Below are 26116 nucleotides of genomic sequence, written 5' to 3' on the forward strand. Positions count from 1 at the left end.
CCTGCCGCAGCTCGAGCCACCCCACTGGAGACCACTCATGTCTGCCTCCCTGCGCGTACCCACCGCTCCTCCCCCACTCGACTCCCCCGGCGCGGCGACCTCCCTGCTGGAGGCCTACCGGCCCGGCACGGACCGCTTCCTCGCCACACCCCGGCTCACCCTGCTCGGCTCCGGCACCGCCGCGCGGGTGCCGCACGACGCGAGGCCCCTCGCCCTGCGGGTCCAGGAGGTCCTGGACGCCGCCCGGCGCTCCGGCTCCCCCGCGCCCGTCGTCGTGGGTTCCATACCGTTCGCACCCGACGGCGTGGCGGAACTGGCCGTCCCGGAGACACTCCGCCGGGCGACCGCCCTGCGAGCGGACCCGCTCATCGCCCTGCGCGGCCCCGCCCCGGAGAACGGCGACGCATGGCGGATACGTGAGGTGCCGGCCGCCGAGGACTACTCCGGGGCCGTCGCCGCCGCCGTGAAGCGGATGCGTGCCGGGGAGTTCGACAAGGTCGTCCTCGCCCGCACACTGGAGCTGACCTCGGGTCACGACCTGGATCTGCCGGCCATGCTGAACCGGCTGGCACGCCGGGACCCGGACGGCTACCTCTTCGCGGTCCCCAGCGGCCCCGGCCGCACTCTCGTGGGAGCGAGCCCCGAGCTCCTGGTGGCACGGCGCGGCGACCGGCTCCTCGCCAATCCGCTGGCCGGTTCCGCGCAGCGCAGCGACGATCTGGCCGAGGACGTCCGCATGGCCGCCGCGCTCCTGGACTCCCCGAAGGACCTCCACGAGCACGCGGTCGTGGTCGACGCCATCCGCGAGCAGCTCGCACCGTTCTGCACGCGCCTGGACGTGCCCGAACGTCCCACGCTCGTGCGGACCGCCGCCATGTGGCACCTGTCGACGACCCTGACCGGAGACCTGCGCGACCCCTCGTCCACCGCCCTGGACCTGGCGTCGGCCCTGCACCCCACTCCGGCGGTCTGCGGTACCCCGACCGACGTGGCCCGGCAGGTGATCGCGGATTCCGAGCCCTTCGACCGGGGTGCCTACACCGGCATGGTCGGCTGGCAGGACGCGGACGGCGACGGCGACTGGGTCGTGACCATCCGCTGCGCCGAGGCCGAGGGCCGCACGCTGCGGCTGTTCGCCGGGGCCGGTGTGGTGGCGGAGTCCTCTCCGGCCGCCGAGACGGCGGAGACGGCGGCCAAGTTCCGGACGTTCCTGAGCGCCGTGGGAGCCACGCTGTGACCGCCTTTTCGAACGCCGACGCGCCCACCTGGCCGGCCGCGTTCGCCGAGCGCTACCGTGCCGCCGGCCACTGGCGCGGGGAGACGTTCGGCGGTGTGCTGAGCGAACGTGCCGCCGCCCACCCCGACCGCGTGGCGGTCGTCGATCCGGCCGGCGTGCGCCGCGAGTGGACCTACGCGGAGCTGGACGAGCGGGCGTCGCGGCTGGCGGCGGGGTTCGCGGCGCGCGGCATCTCTCCCGGCGACCGGGTCGTCGTGCAGCTCCCGAACGTCGCCGAGTTCATCGAGGTCGTCTTCGCCCTCTTCCGGGTCGGCGCACTGCCCGTGTACGCGCTCCCCGCGCACCGCGAGACGGAGATCGCGTACTTCTGCTCGTTCACCGAGGCCGTCGCCTACGTGGTCCCCGACCGGCACGCGGGCTTCGACCACCTGGCCCTGGCGTCGAAGGTCAAGGAGCGTACGCCGAGCCTGGAGCACGTCTTCGTCGTCGGCCCGCCTGGCGAGCACACCGCGCTGTCCGACGTGCCGTGCGCGCCCGGTGGGACCGGGCACACGCCGGAACCGCACGACCTGGCGTTCCTCCAGCTGTCGGGCGGGACCACGGGTGTCCCCAAGCTCATCCCGCGTACGCACGACGACTACATCTACTCGCTGCGGGGGTCCAACGAGATCTGCGGCGTCGACGGTGACACGCGCTTCCTCGTCGTGCTCCCGGCCGCGCACAACTTCCCGATGAGTTCCCCGGGCTGGCTCGGCGCGCTCTACGCCGGGGGGACCGTGGTGCTGTGTCCCGGCCCCGATCCCGCGACGGCCTTCCCGCTCGTGGAACGCGAGCGCGTCACGATGACCGGGCTGGTGCCGCCCCTCGCCCTGGTGTGGACGGAGGCGGGCACCGGCACCGAGCACGACCTGTCGAGCCTGGACCTGGTCCTCGTCGGCGGCGCCAAGTACAGCGAGGCGGCGGCCCGCAGGCTGGAACCGGCGCTGGGGTGCCGGCTCATGCAGGTCTTCGGGATGGCCGAGGGGCTCGTCAACTACACGCGCCTGGACGACGACCACGAGACCGTGGTCACCACCCAGGGCCGGCCGATCTCCGGGGACGACGAGGTCCGCGTCGTCGACGACGCGGACGAGGACGTGCCCGAGGGCGGGTTCGGGCACCTGCTGACCCGGGGCCCGTACACGGTCCGCGGCTACTGGCGCGCGCCCGAGCACAACGCGAAGGCCTTCACCGAGGACGGCTTCTACCGCACCGGTGACATCGTGCGCCGCACCTCGACGGGCCATCTGATCGTCGAGGGACGCGCCAAGGACCAGATCAACCGGGGCGGCGAGAAGGTCGCCCCGGAGGAGATCGAGAACATCGTCCTCGGCCACCCGTCGGTGCACGACGTGTCCGTCGTCGGGGTGGCCGACGCGTTCCTGGGCGAACGGACCCTCGCCTACGTGATCCTGCGCGAGGGCGCCGAGGCCCTCAGACCGGCCGCGATCAAACGCCACGTCCGTGAGCGCGGCGTCGCCGCGTACAAGATTCCCGACCTCGTCGAGTTCGTCGAGGCGTTCCCGCAGACCGGGATCGGCAAGGTCAGCAAGAAGGGACTGCGCTCGGACGCGGTACCCGGCCACGCCGCGCCCGCCCAGCACTGAGATCACCGAGTTCCGCCCCGAGCGGCACCGAAAGGTTCCACCCATGGCTCTTCCCGCCATCGCCTCGTACGCCTTGCCGACCGAAGCCGAACTGCCCTCGAACCGGGTGGACTGGACCGTCGACCCGGCCCGCGCCGTACTCCTGGTCCACGACCTGCAGAACCACTTCCTCAGCGCGTTCCCGCCCGGCGAGCAGCCGCTGACCGGCATGCTCGACAACACCTCCCGCGTGATCGAGGAGTACCGCCGCCTCGGTGTGCCGGTCGTCTACTCGGTGCAGCGCGGCGGTCAGACGGCGGAGGAACGCGGTCTCCAGCTCGACTTCTGGGGTCCCGGCGCCGCCGACGATCCCGAGGCACTGGCGATCCCCGCCGTCGTCGCGCCCGCGGACGGCGACACCGTCCTGACCAAATGGAAGTACAGCGCGTTCGTGCGCACCGAACTCGGAGCCCAGCTGCGGGAGTCCGGGCGGGACCAGTTGGTGATCACCGGTGTGTACGCGCACATCGGGGTCCTCATGAGCGCCTGCGACGCGTGGATGCGTGACATCCGGGCCTTCGTGGTCGCGGACGCCGTGGCGGACTTCTCACGCGAGGACCACGACATGGCGCTGAGCTGGGCCGCCGGCCGCTGCGCGGTCGTCACCACGACCGACACGCTCCTGAAGGGGATCTGAACACCGTGGCGCTCACCATCGAACTGATCCGTCACGACGTCGCCGACGCCCTCGGCGAGGATCCCGCGGACATCCCCGTCGACGAGAACCTCCTGGACCACGGGCTGGACTCGGTGCGCATCATGGCCCTGCTGGGACGCTGGCGCCGGGACCACGGGGTCGAGGCGGACTTCGCCGATCTCGCCGAGCAGCCGGCCATCGAGGCGTGGGCGCCGCTGCTGGGGGCCTCATGACCGCCGTGCTCACCGATGCCGGCGGTGCCCTCACCCCGGACGCCGCGTCCCTCGTACTGCCGCTGACCGCCGCCCAGTCGGGCATGTGGTTCGCGCAGTCCCTCGACCCGCTGAGCCCCGCGCAGAACACGGCGGAGTGCCTGGAGGTCGACGGGCCGCTCGATCCGGAGCTGTTCGCGGCGGCTCTGCGCCGCGTGACCGCCGAGGCCGACGCCCTGCGTGTGACGGTCGAGGACTCCCCCGACGGGCCGCGTCAGCGTGTCCACCCCTCGGTCGCCGTGGCGCTCACGACACACGACCTCCGGGACGCGTCCGACGCGGACCGGGAGGCCGAGCAGTGGATGCGGGAGGACCTCGCCGAGCCCTTCGACCTGGCGGCCGGCCCGCTGTTCCGGCACGCCCTCCTCCGCGTGGGTGAGGAGCGCTGGCTGTGGTACCAGCGCATCCACCACCTGGTGATGGACGGCTTCGGCTACTCCCTCCTCGTGCGCCGGACCGCCGAGGTGTACTCGGCGCTCACACGGGGCGAGGACCCCGGGCCGCGCGTCTTCGGAACCCTCGCCGACCTGGTGGCCGAGGACGAGGCGTACCGGTCCTCCGAGGCCTTCGCCACCGACCGCGCGCACTGGTCCGAGAAGTTCGCCGACCGTCCCGAGGTGCCCAGGCTCGCGGGCCGCGGGGCACTGCCCTCACGGACGTTCCTCCGCCGCACGGCCCATCTGGGCCGCGGGGCCACCGAGGCCGTCCGGGACCTGGCGGACCGGCTCCGCGCGACCTGGCCGGACGTGCTGATCGCGGCTCAGGCGCTCTACACCTCGCGGGCGACCGGCCACCAGGAGGTCGTGCTGGGCCTGCCGATGATGGGCCGCATGGGCTCCGTGTCGCTGCGGGTGCCCGGCATGGTCATGAACGTGCTCCCGCTGCGACTGGACGTGGCGCCGGACACCACGTTCGCCGGACTGGTCCGACAGGTGGTCCTCGGCATCCGCGAGGTCCGCCGCCACCAGCGCTACCGCTACGAGGACATCCGCCGCGACCTTCGGCTCCTCGGTGAGAACCGCGGGCTGGTCGGCCCCCTCGTCAACGTCATGCCCTTCGACTACGACGTGCGGTTCGCGGGCTCACCGGCGCGCGCCCGGAATCTGTCCGCCGGTCCGGTCGACGACCTGACGACGAACATCTACGACCGGGCCGACGGCCGGGGGCTGCGCGTCGACCACGACGGCAACCCCGCCCTCCACCGCGACGAGGACCTGGCCGCGCACCAGGATCGCTTCCTGCACCTGGTGGAGCGGCTGAGCGGGGCGGACCCGCATCTGCCGACCGCCGCACACGGCATCGCCACGGAGGCCGAGGCGGAGCTGGTCACCGGCACGTTCAACGACACCGCCCGCACCCTGCCGCCCACGACGCTCATCGGGCCGATCGAGTCGCGCGCCGCACGCGCGCCCGACGCGACCGCCCTGGTCCACGGGGACACCTCGCTCACCTACGAGGAGCTCAACACCCGCGCGAACCGGCTGGCCCGGCATCTGCGGACGCTGGGCGCGCGGCCGGGCGCCGTGGTGGCGGTGTCGGTGCCCCGCTCGGTGGAACTCGTCGTGTCCCTCCTCGCGGTGCTCAAGGCGGGAGCCGCGTACCTGCCGCTGGACCCGGACTATCCGGAGCAGCGGCTCACGTACATGCTCAGGGACGCGGCGCCGGTGTGCGCGGTGACGGACCGGGCGGGTCGGCTGCCGGAGGACACGGGGACGCCGCTGGTCGTCCTGGACGGCCTCGACGTCTCGGAGTACCTCTGGGTGAACCCCTCACGTCCGCTCACCCCGGCGCACCCGGCGTACGTCATCTACACCTCGGGCTCGACGGGCCGCCCCAAGGGCGTCGTCGTGTCGCACGGTGCGATCGACAACCGGCTGCGCTGGATGCAGAGCGCCTACGGACTGACCCCGGACGACCGGGTGCTGCAGAAGACGCCGTCGTCGTTCGACGTGTCCGTGTGGGAGTTCTTCTGGCCGCTGCGTCAGGGCGCGGTGCTGGTCGTCGCCGAGCCGGGCGGTCACAAGGACCCCGGCTATCTGGCCCGGCTGATCCGCGAACAGGCAGTCACCACCTGCCACTTCGTTCCCTCGATGCTCCAGGTGTTCCTCACGGAGGCCGAGGCCGAGACGTGCTCCAGCCTGAGAAGGGTCTTCTGCAGTGGTGAGGCCCTCCCCCGGGAGACCGCGGACACCTTCGCGCGCGGGCTTCCGGATGTGGAGCTGCACAATCTGTACGGCCCCACGGAGGCGGCCGTCGACGTCACCTTCCACGCCTGCGCGGCTGACGGCACCGGACCGGTCCCGATCGGCCGGCCCGTCTGGAACACCCGTCTGTACGTGCTCGACGCGGCGCTGCAGCCCTGCCCTCCGGGGATCGCCGGAGAGCTCTACCTGGCGGGACGTCAGCTCGCGGACGGGTATCTGAACCGGCCGGAGCTCACCGCGTCCCGCTTCGTCGCCGACCCCTTCGGCCTTCCGGAGGAGCGGATGTACCGCACGGGCGACCTGGCGCACTGGACCGGGCAGGGCGAGGTGGTCTACCTCGGCCGTACGGACGACCAGGTCAAGCTGCGCGGGCAGCGCATCGAACTCGGCGAGATCGAGGCGGCCATGGCGGCCGGGGACGGGGTGGACGCCGCCTGCGCCCTCGTCAGGGAGGACCGGCCGGGCGAGCAACGGCTCGTCGGCTACGTCACGGGGGCCGCCGACCCGGTGGCCGTCCGCGCCCGCCTGGCGCGTGAGCTGCCGGAGCACATGGTGCCGGCAGCCGTGGTAGCCCTGGACGCCTTCCCGCTGAGCCCCAACGGCAAGCTGGACCGGCGCGCCCTGCCCGCCCCGGTGTTCACGGGCGGCGCGGGTGCGCGGCGGCCCTCGGGCGCGCGGGAGGAAGCACTGACGCGGCTGTTCGCTCAGGTGCTGGATGTCGGCCGGGTGGGTCCGGACGACGCCTTCTTCGATCTGGGCGGGACCTCGCTGCTCGCCGTGCGGCTCGTGGCGCGCGTACGGGAGGAGTTCGGCACGGAGCTCACCATCGGCTCGCTGTTCGAGTCCCCGACCCCGGCCGCGCTCGCCGCCCGGCTCGGCTCGTCGGGGCCGGCGTTCGAGGACGCGCTGGACGTCGTCCTGCGGCTGCGGGGCGGGGAGGGGCGGCCACCGCTGTTCGCCATCCATCCGGCAGGCGGGATCGCCTGGTGCTACGCCGGGCTGTCCGCCCGCCTCGGCCCGGAACAGCCGGTGTACGGCATCCAGGCCCGGGGCCTGGTGGGCGACGAGGAGCTGCCGCGCACCCTGCTGGAGGAGGCGTCCGACTACCTCCGCCACATCCGCGCGGTCCAGGAGCACGGCCCCTACCGGCTGCTGGGCTGGTCCGTGGGCGGGGTGCTGGCGCACACCGTGGCCGTGCTGCTCCAGGAGGCCGGCGAGGAGGTCGAACTGCTCGCTCTGCTCGACTCGTTCCCGGCCGAGCAGTGGCGGAAGAGGCCGGCGCCCGAGGAGGGTGACGCGCTGACCGCGGTGCTGCGGATGGCGGGCTTCGAGCGTACGGACGAGCGGGACCGCGCGGACGTGCTGGCGACCCTGCGCCGGGCGGGAAGTCCGCTCGCCGGGCTCAGCGCTCGCGCGCTGTCGAAGATCGTGGACATCGTGCCGAACCACGCGCGCATGATGCGCGAGCACCACCACCGTTCCTACGAGGGCGATCTGCTGTTCTTCACGGCCGCCGCCCCCCGCGCGGAGGACTGGCTCACCCGCGAGGCGTGGCGGGCCCATGTGACCGGGGCCATCGACAACCACGACCTCGACTGCACCCACCCGCAGTTGATGCAGGACCGTTTCCTCGATGACATCGCCGCCGTCCTGGCGGCCCGTCTGGAGGAGCTGGAGGCGTGAGCGCGGGACACGGCGCGTTCGACCCGGGCCCGGAGGGCCGCGCCACGCACCTGGTCCTGGCGAACTCCCTCGGCCGGATGTCCCTCTGGCCGGTCTGGCGTGAGGTGCCTGCCGGGTGGTCCGTACGGTTCGGTCCGGCGCCGCACGAGGCGTGCGCCGCCGCGCTGGAGCCTGACCGGTAAGGGGCGTGGGGCCGTCCCCGCCCTACGGCGCGGGGACGGCCGGGCCCAGCAGGTCGACGAGACCGTCCGCCAGTTCGGTGCGCCAGCAGAGGTAGTCGTGGCCGCCGTTGAACTCGCGGTAGGAGGCGTCGTCGTAGCCCGCCGCGGCCAGGACCTCGCGCAGGCGCCGGGCGGCGGGCAGGGCGACCCACTCCTGTTCGCCGAAGGACAGCCAGAAGCGGACCGGCAGGCGCGGGGACGCCTCGATACGGTCGGTGAGCCACTGCGCCCGTGGCCCGTCGGGCCACCAGAAGGAACCGGACTGCGCGAGGACACCGCCGAAGCGGCCGGGCGCGGACAACGCGGCGTGCGCGGCCGAGAGGCCGCCCAGGCTCTGTCCGGCGACCACCGTGCGGGCCGGGTCGTCCGTGACGGGGAGCCGGGACGCGGCCCAGGGCAGCAGTTCGCCGGTGAGGAAGGCGACGAACTCGGGGCGGCAGGTCAGCTCGGACCATCGGGTGTCGGCGTCCACGGACTCCGGCAGCAGGGCGACGAGCGGCGGGACCCGGCCGTCGGCGATCAGGTTGTCCAGCAGGTGCGCCAGGCCCAGGCGCGGCTGCCAGTGCTCGCCGTCGAGAAGGACGAGCACGGGCAGGTCCGCCGAGTGCCCCGTCTCCGGGGGTGGTTCGTACATCCATACGCGGCGGGTGCCGCCTGCCAGCTCGCGTGTGGGCACCTCGTGGGCGGCCACCCGGCCTCGGGAGGCGTCCGGCCTCGGCTGCCAGTCGTGCCCACCGGGCGCCGCGGGGAGCTCCGCGTAGGACACCGGGCCACCGGTCCAGCGGCGGGGCAGGGTACGGCTGTTGAGCGGGTCGTGGTGGCGCCGGGTACGCAGCCACTGCCAGTAGCCGTCGGTACCGGGCTCGGGGCCGTCCCCCTCGTCCACGTGGAAGTCGTAGGTGCCGCGCCAGTCGTACCGCAGGCGGAGCGACCAGTGCCACAGGTCGGTGCCGGGCAGACGCTCCATCAGGTTGCCCTCGGGCGCGCGGGGGTCACCGATCTTGTTGGGGAGCACCTGTACGGCGCGGGTGGCGGTGGTGCCGCGCCACAGGAAGGTCACCGCGCGGTGGTCGGCGCTGCCCAGCGGGTCAGGTGAGACGAGCGGGGTGCCGCCCTCGCGTACGGAAGCCCAGAACTCCTCCGTCTCCCCCGGTGCCGGGAGGCGGCGGGCCGGTGTCCCGATGCGTGGCACCTCATCCGGGCGCACGGTCCGCGGGGGCCGGCGCGGGGTGTCCTGCGGCGGCACTGACGTGATCACGAGAGGAGCTCCGAACAACGAGGCAGACAACTTAGGGTCACCTTATCTTTCGCGGTGAACACCAGTGCCACCCCGGTCGCCGTTCGCCGGCACACGGGCGGACACCCCGCGCGGAACCGACGGCCGGAAACGGCCTGCCCGCAGGGCGGCTGTTGTCCACCTCACACACCCACGATCCCATTACTTAGGTAAGCCTAAGCTAAGTTACGAGTGTTGCAGTTCCTACTGAAGCCCCTGTCAGGGAGTTGAACCCCAGCATGACCTCGTCCCCCCGCAGAAGCCGTCGCACCGTCACCCGCGCCGCCATCGCCCTCGTGATCACCGCGGGCAGCACCGCCGCGCTGACGGGCACCGCCACCGCGCACGGCACGGCCGGCACGGTCACGGCCGCACCGCTCGTGAAGGGCCTGTACCAGTCCTCGTACTCCGAGCGGAACAAGGTCCTGTGGACCACCTCCGCCGTGGGCCGCCCGCCGGTCGTCTCCTCCAGCCTGCTGAAGGTGGACCCGAAGACCCTGAAGGTGAAGCAGACCGTCACCCCGCCGGTCACCGACGCCGCCACGGGTGCGCTGGAAGCCGTCTACGGTGTGGCCGTGGACGACGAGCACGACACGGTCTGGACGACGAACACCCGCAACAACACCGTCGCCGTGTACAGCCAGCGCACCGGCAAGCACCTCGCCACCCTGCCGAACGTCGCCCACGCCCGCGAGATCGTCGTGGACGAGCGTCACGACACGGTGTGGACGACCGCCTTCGGAGACGGCTCGCTCGTGGCCTTCGACTCGAAGACCTTCGAGGAGAAGCGGCGCGTCACGGTCGACGAAGCCGGCCCCACCGGTCTGGTCGTCGACGAGCGGACCGGCACCGCCTACGCGGCGGACCTCAACGGTGACCAGGTCATCGAGGTCACCTCGAAGTCCGTCACCCCGCGCCTCATCCCCGCCGGTGACGGCCCGATCTCGATCGCACTCTCCAGGAACGGCAGGACCGCCTACACCGCCGACCAGACCGGTGGCGGCCTCTCGGTGATCGACCTCAGGAAGGGTCTCGTCACCAAGTCCGTCGCGACGGACGCGGGCGCCCTGTCCGTCGCCGCCGACGACCGCACGGGCAACGTCGTGGTCGTCAACCGCACGGCCGCCACGGCGACGGTCGTCGACCCGCGCAAGGGGGCCGTCGTCCGGACGGTGACCACCGGCGCCAACCCCAACCACGTCACCGTCGTCAAGGGCACCGCCTACGTGGTCGACAAGTCCGGGGCCGGCCTCGACGGCGCCGACCAGATCCACAGCTTCCGCGTCACCCGCTGACCCGGACCGCCCGCCGGCGGCGGCCCTCCCCCACACGCGCGACCGGGCCGCCGCTCCGTATCCCCCACCTCGGCATCCGGGTGTCCGGCCCACCGCGGGAAGCGGTGAGCCGGACACCCGGATGTCTTCCGCCCGTTCCGCCAGGCCGGGACGGGCGGAAGGAGCGTCACACGTCCTTCCTGGGGACCTCCTCGTTCCAGGTGCGCGAGAAGACCCTGCGCCCGTCCTCGTAGCCGTCGAGCGTCGCGTCCACGCGGAAGACGTCACTGTCCGACGTGAGCACCGTGCGCGTCTCCACCCGGACGTCCCAGTCGGGGCGTCGGAAGCGCATCTCCCACGCCGACTCGCCCCGCACCGACCCGAAGTCCTCGCCGACCCAGCTGTACTGCTCGCACGCCCTCAGCCCTGTCTCGATGCCGTTGTCCTCGTGCCGCTGGAGGCCGCGGTCCTTCACGATGTCGAGGACCGACCGGTAGTGGACCAGGTCCCTGGAGACGGTCCAGGCCTGTTCGGGCTCGCTGAGCCGTGTGACGGCCGGCGGCGCGCAGCCCTCGGGCTCGCCGAAGGGAGGCAGTGCCTTGTCCTCCGGTACGTCGTCGGGGCGGACGGGCAGGGTGAGGCTGCTGCCCTTCTCGTACACGCTGAGCAGCACAGGCCCCGGCGCCGGCCACACCAGGGGCCAGTACGAGGTGGACAGCGAGAGCCTGATGCGGTGCCCGGGCGGGAACGCCTGGGCGACGCTGTGCAGCGGTACGCGCACCCGGTAGCGCCTGCCGGGTTCCAGCGCCTCGGGTGTCTCCTGCCTGTCGCGGTGGGTCAGGTTGAGCACCCCGTAGGTCACCCGCGTCGAGCGCCCGTCCGGCGCGACGTCGGACAGCCTGACGTTCAGCTGCGCGACCGGGGCGTCCGCGGAGACCTCCGCGACGACGACGGGGGCGCCGAGGATCTCGACACGGGTGTCGAGCGGCTCGGTCTGGAAGACGAGCGAGCCGCCGTCCTCCTCGCGCTGGTCGTAGGGCAGGTCCGGCGGGGCGTTGTACGAAGCCCACTTGCCGGCGAACTGGCCGACGGACAGCGGCGACCGGACCGTGTGGACCCGGTCCTCACGGTCCTCGTCGCCGTCCGGCTCCCCGAGGGCGCCGTCGCGCAGCGGGAGAACGGTCTCGCCGACGTTCGGCGAGGGCCAGGACGGTTCTCCGACCCAGCGGCCGGGCCGTTCCTCGTAGGAGGTGGACGGCGGGACGCTCTCCTGCATCCAGGTCCGCAGCATGGGGCCGTCCATGACGCCGTTGTCGACGCCCTTGAGCCAGTGGTCCCACCAGCGCACGACCTCCTGGAGGTATCCGATGGCGGGCCCGGGCTCACCGAGGTGCGGGAGCTTGTGCGACCAGGGGCCGATCAGTCCCTTGCGCGGCACGTCGACCCGGCTCAGCAGGCGGGTCACGGCGTTGGAGTAGCCGTCCGCCCAGCCGCTGGAGGCGAGTACGGGGCAGCGCAGGGCCGAGTAGTCCTCGCTCAGGCTGGCGTGGCGCCAGTAGTCGTCCCGGTGCTGGTGGCGCAGCCACTCCAGGACCCAGGGACGTGCCGCGTCGAGGCGTTCGCTCCACATCTCCCGCCAGCGTTCACCGACCACCGCGGGATCGGGCGGGCACGTGGCGTACGCGAACATGGTTCCGGCCTCGGCGAGGTTGTCCGAGAGCATCGCGCCGCCGAGGTAGTGCATGTCGTCGGCGTACCGGTCGTCGGTGAACGACGCGATGCAGATGGCGCGCAGGCTCGGCGGCCTGCGTGCGGCGGTCTGGAGCGCGGCGAAGGCGCCCCAGGAGATGCCTGTCATCCCTGTGTTCCCGTCGCACCAGGGCTGCTCCGCGATCCAGGCCAGCACCGCTTCCGCGTCGCGCTGCTCCTGTTCCAGGTATTCGTCCAGCAGCACGCCCTCGGACTCCCCCGTCCCCCGCAGGTCGACGCGCACGCAGGCGTATCCGTACCCGGCCACGTAGGGGTGCTGGATGGCGTCGCGGGTGGAGGTGAGGTCGTTCTTGCGGTACGGGATGTACTCCAGGACCGCGGGGACGGGTTCCGCGTCCGAGGCGGTGGGCCGCCAGATCCGCGCGGAGAGCTTGACCCCGTCCTCCATGGGGATCGTGACGTGCTTCTCTTCCTGGACCGCGCAGGGCAGCTGGTCGACGTAGCGCATCCTGTGCGACCTCCTTTCGTCGTGCGGGTGCTGACGGCTCACCGGGTCGTGGTGCCGTGGCCTCCCGGTTCGGTCTCGTCGAAGGTGAGTCCGAGGGCGGCCACGCACCGGTCGAACTTGCGGCGCAGGTCCTCCTCGTCGTCGCCTCCGGTGAAGATGTGCGCCACTTCGTAGCTGTAGCTGTCCTGCTGGGAGACCGTGGAGAGCTTCTGGCCCTCCTCGGGTACGACGTCGATGCGGACCCCGGGTATCTCGCGTTCGATCGCGGCGATCCGCTCCGGGGTGGGCACCTCGTGCACCTTCCCGTCGCCGAACCAGCGGAAGTACCACTTGGCGGCGACGGCGTAGGGCCCCTTGCCCCCGCTCAGCGCGGGGTCGCGACCGAGCGCGAGGCTGAGCATGCGGTGGTGGTTGGGCGCGCCGTCGACGTAGTCGAAGAGTTCGGCGTGGGACTGGGAGTGCCGGGGGTTGATCTCCAGGAGGCAGATGTCCTGCGTCCTGGGGTCGTAGAAGTACTCGATGCTGAAGGTGGCCGATTCCATGCCGATCTGCTGCATGGTCCGTTCGCTGACGTCGTGGAGCTTGCGGATCACGGGCGCCGGGAGGCTGCTCGGGTACTGGTGGCGCAGGAAGCACGGGGAGGCGGGGTAGTTGATCGAGTCCAGCACGCCGTAGACGGTCGCCCTGCCCTGGTGGACGTATCCCTCGACGGCCACCTGTATCCCGGTCATGGCCTCCTCGGCCAGACACACCTGGCCGCCCACGCCCTCCATCTCGGGCGGGAGTTCCAGCAGGCCGAGCACGGAGTCGAAGGGCCTTCCGACACGGCCGATGCCTGCCTTGATCTCTTCGACGGCGGCGCGGAACTCCGTCATGTCCGAGACTCCGAAAGCCAGCTCGGACGAGTAGGCGAGGGCCGGTTTGAGCCACATGGGGAAGCCCACGCCCTCGGGGGGCTTCGGATCGTCCGCGTCCAGGTCCACCCGGCCGAAGCGCGGGTACTCGTCGATGACCTTCCGCTGTTCGAGGCGGCTCCAGTACTTGTGCTCGCACTTGACGACGGATTCGAGGCTGGTGGTCCGCACGCCGTACTCCTCGCCGAGCATCGGGACGAGGGTGCTCACCGGGAAGTCCCAGTACCCGACGATCGCGTCGATGCTGCCGTCGTGCGCGTCGAGAACGGCTCGGGCCCGGTCCATCAGACCGGGCACGGACACCTCGCCCTCCTGCAACTCCTCGATGCCGAGGAGGCGGTGGAACCGGTAGGAGTCCGAGTCGGGGACCGCTTCGAGGGTCGGGAGGTTGGCGTCGTCGAGGCCGACGACGAATACGTTCTTGCGCTGCGGCACGGGCGGTGTCCCTTCGGTGGAGTGGGGATGTGCTCCTGCACTCCACAGCGCGTGCCCTCACCGGGGCCCGGCATGCGGGCCGTCCCGGACAGCGGCGTCCGGGACCGCCTCCGTCCTCCGCGTCAGCGCACTCCGCGTGGGCGGTACTGGACGCTGATCCTCGGTCCCCTGGCCTGGGCGGTCTTGGGCACGGCGTGCTGCCAGGTGCGCTGGCACGAGCCGCCCATGACGATCAGGTCGCCGTGGCCGAGCGGCCGGCGCACGGTCGGCCCGCCGCGGCACGGGCGCAGGAGCAGATCACGGGGGGCGCCGAGGGAGAGGATCGCGACCATCGTGTCCTGGTGCGAACCGCGGCCGGTCAGGTCGCCGTGCCAGGCGACGCTGTCGCGCCCGTCGCGGTAGTAGCAGAGCCCCGCCGTGGTGAACGGCTCGCCCAGTTCGTCCCCGTAGTGGCCGGACAGCGCGTCGCGTGCCTCGTCGAGTACGGGGCTGGGCAGGCCGTCGTCGGCGCGGTAGAAGGCGAGCAGCCGGGGGACGTCGACCGTGCGGTCGTACATCTGGCGCCGTTCGGCCCGCCAGGGCACCTCTTCCACGAGTTCGGAGAAGAGCTCGTCGGCTCCGCCCAGCCACCCAGGGAGCAGGTCGATCCACGCCCCGTCGCCGAGGACCGTCCTGCGCAGCCCGGTGAGACGGCCGAGGTGCGGGCGGTCTGCCTGGTCGAACAGCGAACCCTGGAGATGAACGGACATGGAGACAAGTCTACCCGGACATTCGAACAAGCGTTCCCTTCAGGGGTGCGGACCGGTCGACTCGGGATCGTCGCCGCTCAGCTCCGGCTCCAGGCCCTCGGCCACATCGGCGCGGCCCAGGCCGGCGTCCGCACGCCACGCCTCGAAGGACCAGCCGGTCAGCGCCACCACGGCCAGCCCGAGCGTCCAGCCGCCGGCCACGTCGCTGAACCAGTGGACGCCGAGCGCGACACGGGTGAACCCCACGCCCAGCACCGATACGACCGCCACGGCCCAGAGCAGGGGGCGCAGGCCGCGCCGCACCACCGGAAGGAGGACGAGCAGCAGGATCGCGAAGGAGGTCGTGGCCGCCATCGCGTGACCGGAGGGGAAGGAGAAGCCGGGGGCGTGTGCGACGGGATCCGGAAGGACCGGCCTCGCCCGTTCGACCACGGTCTTCGCCAGCAGCCCGATCAGCCCGCCGGCCACGGCCGTGACGGCCGACCATGCGGCGAGACGCCAGGCACGGCGGTACACCAGCCACAGGGTGAGCACGGCGACCGCCGCGCGCAGGGTCACCGGGTCCCAGACCACGTCGGAGAGGAAGCGCAGGGTGCCGGTCCACGCAGGATGGTCCAGAGCGGTCCGGTTCAGCCACCGGGCGGCGCCCGCGTCCAGGCGCCGCAGCGGATGCCATCCGCTCTCCACCAGGACGAGGACCAGGCCGAAGAGGACTGCGGCGACCGCGGCGACGGCCGCGGATCCGAACAGCCGGATGCCGAATCTGCGGTCGGCGTCCCGGCGTCGCAGGGCCGGGGCAGCGGGTCGTGCGGGCATTCAGGCTCCTGGGTCGGGTAGTACGGGGCCGGGCCGCCTGGCCCGTACCGCCTCCAGCTGGGCGGCGAAGGAGAGGCCGAGGAAGAGTGCGATGGAGGTCAGGTAGGCCCAGAGCAGCAGGGACATGAAGGCCGTGAGCGGTCCGTACACGGTGTCGAACGAACCGCTCACCTCGAGATAGAGGCTGAGCAGCCAGGTCAGCGTGGTCCAGAGCACCAGGTACACGGCGGCGCCGAAGGCGAGCCAGGTGTAGCCCGGCTGCCGGCGGCGCGGGGAGCGGCGGAAGACGGCGCTCGCCGACAGGATGACGAGCAGCACGCCCGCGGGCCAGCGCAGCGTGTCCCAGGCGGACCGGGCGCCGGCACCGAGGTCGTACACCTCGACCACGGCGGCCACCAGGTCGCCTCCGGCCACCATCGCGACGAAGCCGATACCGAGGGGGATGCCGGCGGTCAGCGACATCACCAGCCCCCGCAGGTACTTGCGGTGGAAGACCCGGTCGCGCTCGACCCCGTAGATGCGGTTGGCCCCGCGCTCCACCTGGCACATCGCCGTCGTGGTGTTGGTCAGGGAGAAGACCAGCCCGAACCAGAGGGCGAGCTGGGCCCCGTCGTCGGCCCTCCGCCGGCTGCGGTCGAGGGCGTCGTCGACCACCTCGGCGCTCGGCCCCGCCGTGATCCGGTGGATCGTCAGTTCCGCCACCCTGCCGAGGTCCTCGGTGTGCAGGGCCGTCGACAGCCCGACGAAGGCGATGACCAGCGGTACGACGGCGAGCACGGTCTGCAGGGCCAGTGCCCGGGAGTGGCTGAAGCCGTCGGCGTAGCGGAAGCGGACGAAGGAGTCGCGCAGCAGCGGCCAGCGGCCGTACCGGCGCAGGGTGGCCAGTGCCTCGTCACCGGAGAGTTCGCTGCCGACCATGTCACGGGTCTGCGGGACCCTTGTGGCGGTGCCCATGTCACTTTCCTCCCGCGGGCACGAGTACGGTCAGCGCGCCGGGCCTGACCTCTGCGACGAGGCGCCGGCCCGGGGACACGGGGTCACCGTCCAACTCCCGCTGCTGCGGCGTCTCGAAGCGGACCTCGGCGCGGCGGAAGGTGAAGTACTCCACGGAGCGGTGGGTGCCGGCGTGACCGTTCTCCCCGGTCGGCCGTGGGCGCACCACGGACGCCACGGCGCTCAGCCAGCCGGCCGGTCCGCGCGGATCGAGGATCATCAGGTCGAGCAGGCCGTCGTCGGGGCGGGCCGCGGGGACCAGCGCGGCACCGCCCTGCACCTTGCCGGTGTTGGCGACGAGCACCATCCGGGCGGTACGCCGCAGGGGCCGTGCCCCGTCGATGCCCACCGTCAGGCGCATCCGGGGTGCGCGCAGCTCCCGCAGGCCGGCCATGACGTAGGCGGGCCAGCCGAGGACCGCCTTGGCGCGGTCGCTCGTGCTCTCCAGCATCGCGGCGTCGAGTCCGGCCCCGGACATCACCGTGAAGTGCGCGGCCTTCATTCCGTCGCCCTCGACCCGCCCGAGGTCGATGCGGCGCGGGGTGCCGCCGAGGGCCCCGGACAGAGCCTCCGCGGGTTTCACGGGCAGGCCCAGGTTGCGCGCGAGGAGGTTTCCGGTGCCGCAGGGCACCACCGCGAGCGGGATGCCCGTGCCGGCCAGCGCCTCGGCGGCGGCGCGGATCGTCCCGTCGCCTCCGCAGACCACGACGAGCGACGCCCCTTCGCGCACCGCGCGCGCCGTCTGGCCCTCCCCGGGGTCGTCGGCCGTGGTCGGCACGAAGTCGGCTCCGTGACGGCCGTGTTCCTCCAGGACCCGCCTCAGCCCCGCGCGGGCCGACTCGTCGGTGACGGTGGGGTTGTAGACCACGGCGGTGCGGCCGGGCGCCGTGCGTACGGGGAGAGCGGGAGCCGGCGTGCCGGCCGCGGGCGCGGCGGCCGGCACGTGCGGTCCGGCCAGCAGGGCGCGGCCGACGACCAGCAGGGACAGCCCGCCGTTCAGCAGTCCGCCCGCGACGTCCGTCGGATGGTGCATCCCCCGGTACGCCCTGGCGATGCCCACCAGGAGGGGCACGAGGAACAGCAGCACCGCGACGGGCCTGCGCCACGGCCCCCTGACCCGGTGCAGGACCAGCACCGCGAGGCCGGCGTAGAGAGCGGTCGCCGCACCGGTGTGTCCGGAGGTGTAGCTGGAGGTGGGGGGCGAGGCGTCGAGACGTTCGACGTCCGGCCGGGTGCGGTCCACCGCCTCGGTGACGAGCAGGAAGACCAGGGACTGGAGCGAGACGGCGACGGAGAGGAAGAGCGCGTCACGCCACCGGGGAAGCCTGGGGACCAGCAGCAGGAGGAGGCAGGTGAGAAGGGTGCCGACGACGACCGTGGTGGTGTTGCCCGCCTCGGACACGACGAGGGAGACCGTGTCGAGGGTTCCCGTGCGGGCCCGTTCCAGCGCGTCGGTGACCTCGTCCTCGGACGTGAACGGCCACACCCGGGCCGCGGGCCCGGTGATCAGGAGCCCGAGCCCCACGATCAGGGCGGCCTGGCAGACCGCCGCCGAGGCGATGACTCCGACGGCCCGGCTCATGCCCCCGGCCGTCCCCGCGGAACGGGGCGGGTGTTCCACGAGGCCGTGCGGGCGCTCCGTCCCGGCCGGGGACGGCACCGGCCGCGATCGCCCCTCGGCGAGGGCTGCGGGTCTTTCCGGTATGTCGGTCGGCATGGCGTTCCCGTCGCTGCTGTGTGTCCCCTCGGGCCACGAGGGGGCCGGGGCTCGTCCCGGCGTTCCGCCGTCTTCCCCCTTCGCGCCGCTCCAGACCTGACAGGGGCCCGTGTCTCCGCCGCGCACCGTGCGGTCCGCTGATCCGTCCCGGCCGCGGCCCCCGTGGCCGGTCACCGGTTCCGGCCCGTCACCCCGGGCCCCGGCACGGCCGGAGCCTCCTATGCACCTCGCCCGCCGCCTATGCGTCCTGCCGCCCGATACATGGCACAGCCGGCCCGGTGGCGGTTCAACTGAACCCCGAGAATCCGGAACCGGTCGATTGCACATCACCCACACGGGAGGCGTCCGATGACAACACCTCTGGCCGATTACGCACAGTTCGCCGGAAAACGGATCGCGATCGTCGAGCACATGCAGAACCACCCCTTCGTCCTGGGGCTGCGACAGGCTCAGGAGCACGGCCTGGAGGTGTGGCTGCTGACGGGTGACCGGTCCTGGTACACCCACGGACACGACTGGGACACCCACCCGCTGGCCATCGTGGACCGGGTGATCGACGTCGACACCACCGACCTGGAAGCGGTGCTGGCCGTCGTCACCGGTGAGGACGGCGCCCCCCTGGTCGACGGCCTCACCTCCTTCTCCGACTACCACACCGAGCTCGCGGCGCGGGCCGCCCGCCGGCTGGGCCTGCCCGGTCCCGACCCGGACGCCGTACGCACCGCCAACATCAAGGACCACCTGCGGATCGCTCTCGGCGACGAACCGTTCAACATACCTCATGTGCTGGTCGGGCACCGTGGCCAGCTCGAGGAGGCGGCCCGCCGGCTCGGGTTCCCGATGATCGCCAAGCCCCCGGCGGAGGCGATCAGTTACGGGGTGCGCCGGGTCGACGACATGGCCGGGCTCGTCGAGGCGTGGGAGGAACTGTCCGCCGTGCGGCACAGCCTGCGGGGCCAGCCGCGCAGCGGTGACGTCCTGCTGGAGCAGTACGTCGAGGGCGAGGAGGTCAGCGTCGAGACGATGACCGTGGACGGGCACACCCACGTCTTCGGCGTCACCTCCAAGGACCTCTTCGGCGACCCCGCCTACATCGAGTGCGGGCACACCTTCCCCGTGCCGCTCGCCGACGAGGAGCGCGACGAGCTGTACCACGTGGTCCGCACGACGCTGGAGATGATCGGTTACCGGCACGGCCCCTGCCACACCGAGGTCCGCCGCACCGAGTCCGGCTGGCGGATCATCGAGGCCAACCCCCGTACCCCGTCGAGCTGCATGACGATGCTGGTGACCGACGTGACCGGCCGCAGCCCGATCCTGGACGCCTGGCTGCTCACCATCGGCGTCACTCCGCCGATCGATCCGGTCGTGCACCGCGGCGGCGCCGCGGTCCGCATGATCTACCCCACCCGGCGCGGGACCCTCTCGCACGTCGACGGTCTGGAGGCCGCGGCGGCGGTGGAGAACGTCCAGGTGCTGCTGCACGTGGAGAAGGGCGACCATCTGCTGCAGCGCATGGACAACTCCTCCTGTGTCGGCTTCACCTACTGCAACGGCCCGGACCGGGTCGCCGCGCAGGAGCTCGCGGACAAGGCGGCCGCGCTGCTGGACTTCGTCGTCGAGGAAGACCTCCGGTGAGCCCGTATACCGAGGGCCCGGACGCCCAGGGCCCGGACGTCGTACGGGCGGTACCGGAGGCGGCCGGGCTGGAGGCGGCGGGCTGGAACTCGCTGCTCGGGGCGGAGGACTTCTTCCAGACCCCACGGTGGCTGGCCGTGCAGGAGGTCAACTCGGGTACGGCCATGGACTTCCTGCTGCGTGAACGGGGCGGCACTCCGGTCGCCGGGCTGGTGACGGCGTGGGCCGACACGTCCGTCGCGTGGCTGCTCGCCAGGCCGGACGCCATGCTGAGACGCGCGCTCGAACAGGAGGTCCCGGAGGCGGCCGGTGTGCTGCGGGACGTCGCCGGGGGCGATCCGGACCGGCTGCTGCCCTCCCTGGTGTGCGGAGGGCGGCATCTGGGGCGCACCAGGACGCTCGCCTCTCCCGACGCCACCGCGGACGACCTCTCCGCGCTGCTGGACAGTGCGGAGGCGATGGCGGCGGAGCGGGGGGCGGCGACCGTCTGCTTCCCGCACGTCGACGTGCGGGACACCTCGCTGACGGGCCTGCTGGAGAGCCGTGGCTACCGCCACCATCCCTCCGACCACTACGCCTGGCTGGACATACCGTCCGGTGGCTTCGAGCAGTTCGTCGAGGAGATGAGCGCCCATCGGCGCCGCCGGGTGCGCCTGGAACGCAGGGCGCTCACGGAGGCGGGCGTCGAGGTGAACGTCGAGCCGCTGACCCAGGCGCTCTGCCCCCGCCTCGGACAGCTCGACGCCAATCTCCTTCGCAAGTACGGCAATCCGGCCAGCGACGAGGGCTCCGCCCGGATGATCGGGCGGATCGCCGAGATCATGGGCGACGACGTCCTGGTGTCCGTGGCCCGGCAGCGCGGCAGCATCATCGGCTTCGGGATGGTGCTGCGCTCCCGGGCCCGGGGCGAGGAGCAGTGGTACGGCCACCGGGCGGGGTTCGACTACGAGGCCCAGGGCAAGCTGCCGCTCTACTACGACGTCCTGTACTACCAGGTGCTGGACGCCGCGGCGAAGGAGGGCGCCACCGTCCTGCACGCCGGGATCGGCAGCGTCAAGGCGAAGCTGGCCCGTGGCTGCCAGGCCAGCGAGCAGCGCTCCTACCTGCTGCCGGTACACCGCACCGAGGGCGCCGGGGGCGCGCCCGCCGACGACCGGGAGACGACCACGTGATGAGCGACGCCACGAATCTCCGGGAGGGCGCCGGCTGGAACGCCGCCGTCGGGGCGAGGGTCGCCCCCTCCGGCCGGCGCGGGGGGACCCTGCGGCTGGTCTCCTCGGCCGATGTCGACTCCCTCGACCCCGCACGGACCTACTACGTCTGGGTCTGGCTGCTCCAACGCCTCCTCAACCGCACGCTGATGGCGTACCCCACCGACCCGGGCCCGGCCGGCCTGGTGCCCGTGCCGGACCTCGCCGAGGGGCCGGGGGTGGCGAGCGACGGCAACCGGACCTGGACCTACCGGCTCCGCGAGGGCGTCCTCTTCGACGACGGCACCCCGGTGACCTCGGCCGACGTACGGTACGCGGTGCAGCGGATCTTCGCGCAGGACGTTCTCCCGGGCGGGCCGACCTATCTGGTGCCGCTCCTGGACGACCCGGACCACCCGTACGCCGGGCCCTACCGGGACGGGGCCGGGGGCCTTCCCTCCGTGCTGACGCCCGACGAGCGCACGGTCGTGTTCCGGCTGCGGTCCCCGTTCTCCGACTTCGACCACCTGATGGCCCAGCCCTGCGTCTCCCCCGTGCCACGGCACGCCGACACCGGGGCGCGTTACGGCGAGGACCCGCGCTGCACCGGGCCCTACCGGATCGCCGAGCACCGGCCGGGCAGCAGGCTCCTGCTGGAACGCAACCCCCACTGGGACCGGGCCACCGACCCCGTGCGGCCGGCTCTCCCCGACCGGGTGGACGTCGCCATCGGCTTCGACCCGGACGAGATGGACGAGCGCCTGACGGCCGGGGAGTTCGACATCAACCTCGAGGGGCGTGGTCTCCAGCACGCCGCCCAGAACCGTCTGGCCGGCGATCCCGTCCTGCGCTCGCGCACCGACAACCCGAAGACGAGCTTCCTGCACTTCGTCTCGCTCCAGCCGCACATCCCGCCCTTCGACAACGTGCACGTGCGGCGGGCCGTGCACTACGCGGCCGACAGGATCCTGCTCCAGGAGGCCCGGGGCGGCCCGGTCACCGGGGGCGACCTGACGACGGCTCTCTTCCCGCCGGGGCTCCCGTCCCATCAGGCGCTGGACCGATATCCGGCCGGTCCCGATCTGCGCGGCGACCTCGACGCGGCCCGCGCCGAACTCCGCGCCGCGGGGCTGCCCGACGGTTTCGACGCCGTAATCGGGACCCAGCGCGGCAAGTTCCGGCTGGTCGCGGACGCGGTGGTGGAGTCCGTCGCCCGTGTCGGAATCCGGCTGACCGTCAAGGAACTCGACGTGGCGACGTACTTCAGCCAGGGCGCCGGCTCGCCGGAGACGATCCGCAAGCACGGTCTCGGCATGATCGTGACCGACTGGGGGGCCGACTTCCCCACCGAGTACGGCTTCCTCGCACCTCTGGTGGACGGCCGGCTGATCCGTCCCGGCGGCGGCAACTGGAACATCGCCGAGCTCGACGACCCGAAGGTCAACGAGCTGATCGACACCGGGCTGCACACCGCCGACCCCGCCGCGCGCACGGAACTGTGGCGCGAGGTGGAGCGGCGGGTCATGGACCATGCGGTGATCCTGCCGCTGGTCCACGACAAGACCCTGCACTACCGGGGCCCCCGCGCCACCGACGTCTTCGTCCACCCCGCCTTCGGCCTGTACGACATCCAGGCCATGGGCGTCACCGACACCCGCACCGACCGGGAGAGCGACACCGAATGAACGACACAGCAGCGGACCTCCGCTTCGTCCCGCTGGAAGCCGACGACGTACCCACGGTGGACGCCTGGCTCCGGCTGACCACGGAGAGCGCCGAGGACGTGCCCCTGTCCGCCGCGCCTCACTGCGCGGCGGACCTGACCGGTTCGGTGCGCTTCGCACCGCCGGACACCTCGCTGGCCGGGGAGGTCGCCTTCCTGGACGGGCAGGCGGTCGGCGCGCTCCGGCTGGTGTTGCCCGACGGGGCGCCGGTCGCCGTGGTCGACCAGTTGCTGACCGCGCCGAAGGAGCGCCGTCAGGGCATAGGGACCGCCTTGTTCCGGCGGGCCCGCTCCCTGGCCGCAGAGCACGGCCGCACCCTCCTGGTCGCGGACGTGGTCCAGGCACTGCCCGGGGGGCCCGCACGGCACGAGGGTCCCGCCGCGTTCGGGGCCGCGCTGGGCGCCACCGTGTCCGACGGCCCCGAGGGCGTCCACCAGTGGCTCGACCTGGACCGTCACGACCCCTCGGCCGGCGGCGTCCCCGAGGTCCCGGCCGGCTACCGGCTCCGGAGGTGGGGGACGGTCACCCCGGACGAGCTCGCGATCGCGGTCTCCGAACTCGGCCAGTCGCTCGGCGAGAGCCTGCCGGAGACCTGGGGCGAGGGGCCCGAAGCGGTCCGCGCCAGCCATGTGCGGCGGTACGAGCGGATGCGGGTCGGCCGGGGACGGCGCGCCTACCACGTGGGCGCGGTCCACGAGGCGACCGGCGAACTCGCCGGATTCACCAGTGCGTCCAAGACCACCGGCAACCCGGAGCACCTCCTCCAGGGCATGACCGTGGTGGCCTCGGCGCACCGCGGTCATGGCCTGGGTCTCGTGCTGAAGCTCGCGAACCTCGCTCATGTCCGTGAGTACGAGCCTCGCGTGCGGCTGATCGAGACGGCGAACGCGGACAGCAACCGTCCGATGATCGCCCTCAACCAGGCGATGGGCTTCGTGCCTCAGGAGCGCTTGGTCTCCTGGGAGGCGCCGGTCGCCCCCGCCGTCTGAGTGCCCGTCGGCCGCTCCCCGCCCCCTTCGGGGACACGGGGAGCGGTCGTGCGTTCACGCAGGAAGCGGGGCAGCCAGCCCGTGCCGAGCAGCACCCCGGCGACGACGACGGCTCCGCCCGCCACCGCCCATCCGGTGGGCCGTTCGTCCAGCGCCAGCCAGGCGCCGGCCAGGCCGACCACCGGCACCAGCATCGAGAACGGCGCGACCACCCCGGCCGGGTAGCGTTTGAGCAGCGCCGTCCAGATCCCGGAGCCGACGACGCTTCCCAGCACCGCGATGTAGACCAGTGCGACGAGGCCCGGCCAGCCGTCGGGGCCGAATGCGGACCCCAGCGCCCGCCATCCCGTGGCCGGCCCCTCCATCACCGCGGACAGCGCCAGCAGCGGCAGCGGCGGGATCACCGCCATCCACAGGGCGAAGCGCAGCGGATACTCCGGCTTCGCCTGCCGGCTGGCCAGGTTGCCCACCGCCCAGCCGAGCGCGGCCAGCACGGTCAGCACCAGAGGCAGCAGCGGCGCCGTGCGCGAGCGGTCCACCGCGATGACCACCATGCCCAGCACCGCCAGCGCGATGCCCGCCAGCTGCCGTCCGGTCACGCGCTCGCGCAGCAGCAGGGCGCCCAGCAGCACCGTGAAGGGCGCCGACGCCTGCACCACGACGGACGCCAGACCGGACGGCATGCCCTGCTCGATGGCGAGGAACAGCAGCCCGAACTGGGCCACGCCGAAGCCGAGTCCGTATCCGAGCAGCCAGCGCAGCGGCACCCCCGGGCGAGGCACGAACAGGACCACCGGCACCGCCAGCACCAGGTAGCGCAGCGCCGCCAGGAAGAACGGCGGGAAGTGGTCGAGGCCGACCCGCACCGCGAGGAAGTTCAGTCCCCACAGCACGGCCACCAGCACCGCCAGCGACCGGTCCCGGGCGGTCACCGGGAGGTGCCGGAGAGCAGGCCGGACTCGATGACACGGCCGCCCATGCCCCGGAGGAACTGCCCGTCTCCGATGAGCTTCTGGTCGTCCGCGCGCTGTTGCAGCACCACCGTGAAGCGGACGCCGTCGGGGTCCTCCAGCAGCCAGCAGAACATCATGACACCGGGGCAGGAGCCGCCCTTGAACACGACGCGGGGCCAGCGGGCCGGGTCGACCGGGACCCCCGGGTACGCCGTCAGGATGTCCTCGACGGCCCCGCTCGTGTCCCGTCTCCCGTCCTCGGCCAGCGCGCTCAGCACCCGTGCGACGTCCCAGGCGCTCATGTGCCAGTCCAGCCCCTGCTGGTGCACGGTCGCTCCGAGGTCGGAGCCCCGTACGCTCATGGGGCCGGCGATCCGCTCCAGCAGGCGTCTGCGGCCGTCCTCGTCCGCGGCACCCCACTCGGCCCGCAGTCCGGGAGCGCCCCAGCCGATCTCGAAGACCTCGTGGCTCGACAGGAACGGCCGCAGCAGGGCGGGGTCACTGTGCCCGCCCTCCTCGACGGCCCGTTCGACGGCGTCCCGGCCGAGGAGGTCCTGGATGAGGTCGGCGGCGGTGTTGTCACTCATCGCGATCATCTTGTACGCCGTCTCGCGCACCGCGACCCGTGTGCCGTCCGGCAGTTCCTGCATGTCTCCGGTGGGCAGGCTGCGCAGTGCCGGTGTCACCGTCACCTCGTCGTCCCACCGGACGGCGCCGGAGGCGACCGCGTCCGCCAGGGCCCGCATGAGGTACAGCTTGTACGAGGAGCCGTTGGGCATGGGCCTGTCCGCGTCCTTGGCGTACAGCGTCCCGGTACTCCCGCCCTCCTCGCGGGTCACCAGCGCCGACCAGGTCACCCCCGGCTGCTCCAGGGCCGCCGCCAGGTCCTCCCATCCGTGTACGGCGGGGGTGACCACCTCCGGCCCCAGGTGCAGGACACGGATCAGCCCGGTGGAGTCGAGCGTCAGCGACAGGGTGGAGCGGGCCCCGGACGAGCCTTCGAGGGTCACCCACGACTTGTGGGCCACCGGCTGGTACTCGGTGACGGTGAACGGCCCCAGGCCGCGCCACTGTTCGAGCGTCACGGCGAAGCCCTGCGGGTGCCGGGCGAGGAACACGGGGACGAAGTGGTCGGACAGGTCGTCGTCCCGGGGCGCCTCGGGGGCGGTGAGCAGGTCCACCGCCCAGCGGGTACGGCGCCCGAGCGGGCTGTCGTCACCGTCGAGCGCGGCCCGCGCACCGGGGCGGGCGGAGGCGTCGGAACCGGGCAGATCGATCATCATCGCTCCTC

General features: G+C 72.6%; 20 protein-coding genes. 11 read left to right on the plus strand and 9 right to left on the minus strand.

Going from position 1 to position 26116, the window contains the following annotated elements; all coding sequences use genetic code 11:
- Window positions 1–37: 37 nt before the first annotated feature.
- Genes P8A20_RS02790 through P8A20_RS02815 form a run of 6 tightly spaced genes read left to right on the plus strand, consistent with a single transcriptional unit; the run spans window position 38 to window position 7900 of the window.
- Entirely contained in the window at window positions 38–1237 is a 1200-nt protein-coding gene (locus tag P8A20_RS02790; RefSeq protein ID WP_306102781.1) for an isochorismate synthase, read from the plus strand.
- Window positions 1234–2883 carry a (2,3-dihydroxybenzoyl)adenylate synthase gene (locus P8A20_RS02795; protein ID WP_147960549.1) on the plus strand — a complete coding sequence of 550 codons (1650 nt, stop codon included), beginning with the start codon at window positions 1234–1236 and terminating at the stop codon, window positions 2881–2883. Before P8A20_RS02790 ends, P8A20_RS02795 begins: the two co-directional genes overlap by 4 nt.
- Window positions 2884–2926: 43 nt before the next feature.
- Complete coding sequence (locus tag P8A20_RS02800) at window positions 2927–3559, plus strand: isochorismatase family protein (protein ID WP_147960550.1); 633 nt, start codon at window positions 2927–2929, stop codon at window positions 3557–3559.
- 5 nt (window positions 3560–3564) lie between these two features.
- On the plus strand, window positions 3565–3792 hold the full coding sequence (locus P8A20_RS02805; RefSeq protein WP_147960551.1) for a phosphopantetheine-binding protein: 228 nt from the start codon (window positions 3565–3567) through the stop codon (window positions 3790–3792).
- A complete protein-coding gene (locus P8A20_RS02810; RefSeq protein WP_306102782.1) occupies window positions 3789–7718 on the plus strand; it encodes a non-ribosomal peptide synthetase in 3930 nt (1309 codons plus the stop codon). The genes P8A20_RS02805 and P8A20_RS02810 overlap by 4 nt, the downstream gene beginning before the upstream one ends.
- Window positions 7715–7900, plus strand: a complete 186-nt coding sequence (locus P8A20_RS02815) for an MbtH family NRPS accessory protein (protein WP_147960553.1) — start codon at window positions 7715–7717, stop codon at window positions 7898–7900. Before P8A20_RS02810 ends, P8A20_RS02815 begins: the two co-directional genes overlap by 4 nt.
- A gap of 22 nt (window positions 7901–7922) precedes the next feature.
- Here the strand turns inward: P8A20_RS02815 and fes are convergent, their stop codons facing one another.
- On the minus strand, window positions 7923–9197 hold the full coding sequence (gene fes, locus P8A20_RS02820; RefSeq protein ID WP_306102783.1) for an enterochelin esterase: 1275 nt from the start codon (window positions 9195–9197) through the stop codon (window positions 7923–7925).
- Window positions 9198–9454: 257 nt separating this feature from the next.
- Here fes and P8A20_RS02825 point away from each other — a divergent pair, with 257 nt between their 5' ends.
- Window positions 9455–10510 carry a YncE family protein gene (locus tag P8A20_RS02825; RefSeq protein ID WP_306102784.1) on the plus strand — a complete coding sequence of 352 codons (1056 nt, stop codon included), beginning with the start codon at window positions 9455–9457 and terminating at the stop codon, window positions 10508–10510.
- Between the two features lie 166 nt (window positions 10511–10676).
- Here P8A20_RS02825 and P8A20_RS02830 read toward each other — a convergent pair whose 3' ends face one another.
- The 6 genes from P8A20_RS02830 to P8A20_RS02855 all read right to left on the minus strand — a co-directional run bounded on the left by P8A20_RS02830 (window position 10677) and on the right by P8A20_RS02855 (window position 18196).
- Window positions 10677–12707: a CocE/NonD family hydrolase gene (locus P8A20_RS02830; RefSeq protein WP_306102785.1), complete on the minus strand. Its 2031-nt coding sequence runs from the start codon at window positions 12705–12707 to the stop codon at window positions 10677–10679.
- Window positions 12708–12745: 38 nt separating this feature from the next.
- Complete coding sequence (locus P8A20_RS02835) at window positions 12746–14056, minus strand: ATP-grasp domain-containing protein (RefSeq protein ID WP_147961786.1); 1311 nt, start codon at window positions 14054–14056, stop codon at window positions 12746–12748.
- A gap of 122 nt (window positions 14057–14178) precedes the next feature.
- Window positions 14179–14805 carry an alpha-ketoglutarate-dependent dioxygenase AlkB gene (locus P8A20_RS02840; RefSeq protein ID WP_147961787.1) on the minus strand — a complete coding sequence of 209 codons (627 nt, stop codon included), beginning with the start codon at window positions 14803–14805 and terminating at the stop codon, window positions 14179–14181.
- Between the two features lie 39 nt (window positions 14806–14844).
- A complete protein-coding gene (locus P8A20_RS02845) occupies window positions 14845–15621 on the minus strand; it encodes a phosphatase PAP2 family protein (protein WP_147961788.1) in 777 nt (258 codons plus the stop codon).
- The gene (locus tag P8A20_RS02850; RefSeq protein ID WP_147961789.1) at window positions 15622–16575 is read right to left on the minus strand and encodes a YihY/virulence factor BrkB family protein; all 954 of its coding nucleotides are present in this window, start codon (window positions 16573–16575) and stop codon (window positions 15622–15624) included. It abuts the gene before it with no gap.
- Between the two features lies 1 nt (window position 16576).
- On the minus strand, window positions 16577–18196 hold the full coding sequence (locus P8A20_RS02855) for a bifunctional phosphatase PAP2/diacylglycerol kinase family protein (protein ID WP_306102786.1): 1620 nt from the start codon (window positions 18194–18196) through the stop codon (window positions 16577–16579).
- Window positions 18197–18679: 483 nt separating this feature from the next.
- On the opposite strand from P8A20_RS02855, the gene P8A20_RS02860 reads away from it, so the two are divergent.
- Genes P8A20_RS02860 through P8A20_RS02875 form a run of 4 tightly spaced genes read left to right on the plus strand, consistent with a single transcriptional unit; the run spans window position 18680 to window position 23872 of the window.
- Window positions 18680–19969 (plus strand): ATP-grasp domain-containing protein, encoded by a 1290-nt coding sequence (locus P8A20_RS02860; protein ID WP_147961791.1) that lies wholly within the window; start codon window positions 18680–18682, stop codon window positions 19967–19969.
- Window positions 19966–21141 (plus strand): GNAT family N-acetyltransferase, encoded by a 1176-nt coding sequence (locus P8A20_RS02865; RefSeq protein WP_147961792.1) that lies wholly within the window; start codon window positions 19966–19968, stop codon window positions 21139–21141. The genes P8A20_RS02860 and P8A20_RS02865 overlap by 4 nt, the downstream gene beginning before the upstream one ends.
- Window positions 21141–22844 carry an ABC transporter substrate-binding protein gene (locus tag P8A20_RS02870; protein WP_147961793.1) on the plus strand — a complete coding sequence of 568 codons (1704 nt, stop codon included), beginning with the start codon at window positions 21141–21143 and terminating at the stop codon, window positions 22842–22844. The genes P8A20_RS02865 and P8A20_RS02870 overlap by 1 nt, the downstream gene beginning before the upstream one ends.
- On the plus strand, window positions 22841–23872 hold the full coding sequence (locus P8A20_RS02875; protein WP_147961794.1) for a GNAT family N-acetyltransferase: 1032 nt from the start codon (window positions 22841–22843) through the stop codon (window positions 23870–23872). Before P8A20_RS02870 ends, P8A20_RS02875 begins: the two co-directional genes overlap by 4 nt.
- Here the strand turns inward: P8A20_RS02875 and P8A20_RS02880 are convergent.
- Both P8A20_RS02880 and P8A20_RS02885 read right to left on the minus strand, forming a co-directional pair.
- Complete coding sequence (locus P8A20_RS02880) at window positions 23824–24804, minus strand: EamA family transporter (protein ID WP_147961795.1); 981 nt, start codon at window positions 24802–24804, stop codon at window positions 23824–23826. The genes P8A20_RS02875 and P8A20_RS02880 overlap by 49 nt on opposite strands.
- The gene (locus P8A20_RS02885; protein ID WP_147961796.1) at window positions 24801–26105 is read right to left on the minus strand and encodes a Cpe/LpqF family protein; all 1305 of its coding nucleotides are present in this window, start codon (window positions 26103–26105) and stop codon (window positions 24801–24803) included. Before P8A20_RS02885 ends, P8A20_RS02880 begins: the two co-directional genes overlap by 4 nt.
- Window positions 26106–26116 lie beyond the last annotated feature (11 nt).

Source organism: Streptomyces sp. Alt3 (assembly GCF_030719215.1).
Taxonomy (GTDB): domain Bacteria; phylum Actinomycetota; class Actinomycetes; order Streptomycetales; family Streptomycetaceae; genus Streptomyces; species Streptomyces glycanivorans.

Bases quoted from the DNA above. Each gene is read 5' to 3' on its own strand.
- P8A20_RS02885 (WP_147961796.1), bottom strand. From the start codon at position 26,105: ATGATCGATCTGCCCGGTTCCGACGCCTCCGCCCGCCCCGGTGCGCGG.
- P8A20_RS02855 (WP_306102786.1), bottom strand. From the start codon at position 18,196: ATGAGCCGGGCCGTCGGAGTCATCGCCTCGGCGGCGGTCTGCCAGGCC.
- P8A20_RS02870 (WP_147961793.1), top strand. From the start codon at position 21,141: ATGAGCGACGCCACGAATCTCCGGGAGGGCGCCGGCTGGAACGCCGCC.
- P8A20_RS02875 (WP_147961794.1), top strand. From the start codon at position 22,841: ATGAACGACACAGCAGCGGACCTCCGCTTCGTCCCGCTGGAAGCCGAC.
- P8A20_RS02825 (WP_306102784.1), top strand. From the start codon at position 9,455: ATGACCTCGTCCCCCCGCAGAAGCCGTCGCACCGTCACCCGCGCCGCC.
- P8A20_RS02790 (WP_306102781.1), top strand. From the start codon at position 38: ATGTCTGCCTCCCTGCGCGTACCCACCGCTCCTCCCCCACTCGACTCC.
- P8A20_RS02800 (WP_147960550.1), top strand. From the start codon at position 2,927: ATGGCTCTTCCCGCCATCGCCTCGTACGCCTTGCCGACCGAAGCCGAA.
- P8A20_RS02810 (WP_306102782.1), top strand. From the start codon at position 3,789: ATGACCGCCGTGCTCACCGATGCCGGCGGTGCCCTCACCCCGGACGCC.
- P8A20_RS02860 (WP_147961791.1), top strand. From the start codon at position 18,680: ATGACAACACCTCTGGCCGATTACGCACAGTTCGCCGGAAAACGGATC.
- P8A20_RS02850 (WP_147961789.1), bottom strand. From the start codon at position 16,575: ATGGGCACCGCCACAAGGGTCCCGCAGACCCGTGACATGGTCGGCAGC.
- P8A20_RS02830 (WP_306102785.1), bottom strand. From the start codon at position 12,707: ATGCGCTACGTCGACCAGCTGCCCTGCGCGGTCCAGGAAGAGAAGCAC.
- P8A20_RS02845 (WP_147961788.1), bottom strand. From the start codon at position 15,621: ATGCCCGCACGACCCGCTGCCCCGGCCCTGCGACGCCGGGACGCCGAC.
- P8A20_RS02840 (WP_147961787.1), bottom strand. From the start codon at position 14,805: ATGTCCGTTCATCTCCAGGGTTCGCTGTTCGACCAGGCAGACCGCCCG.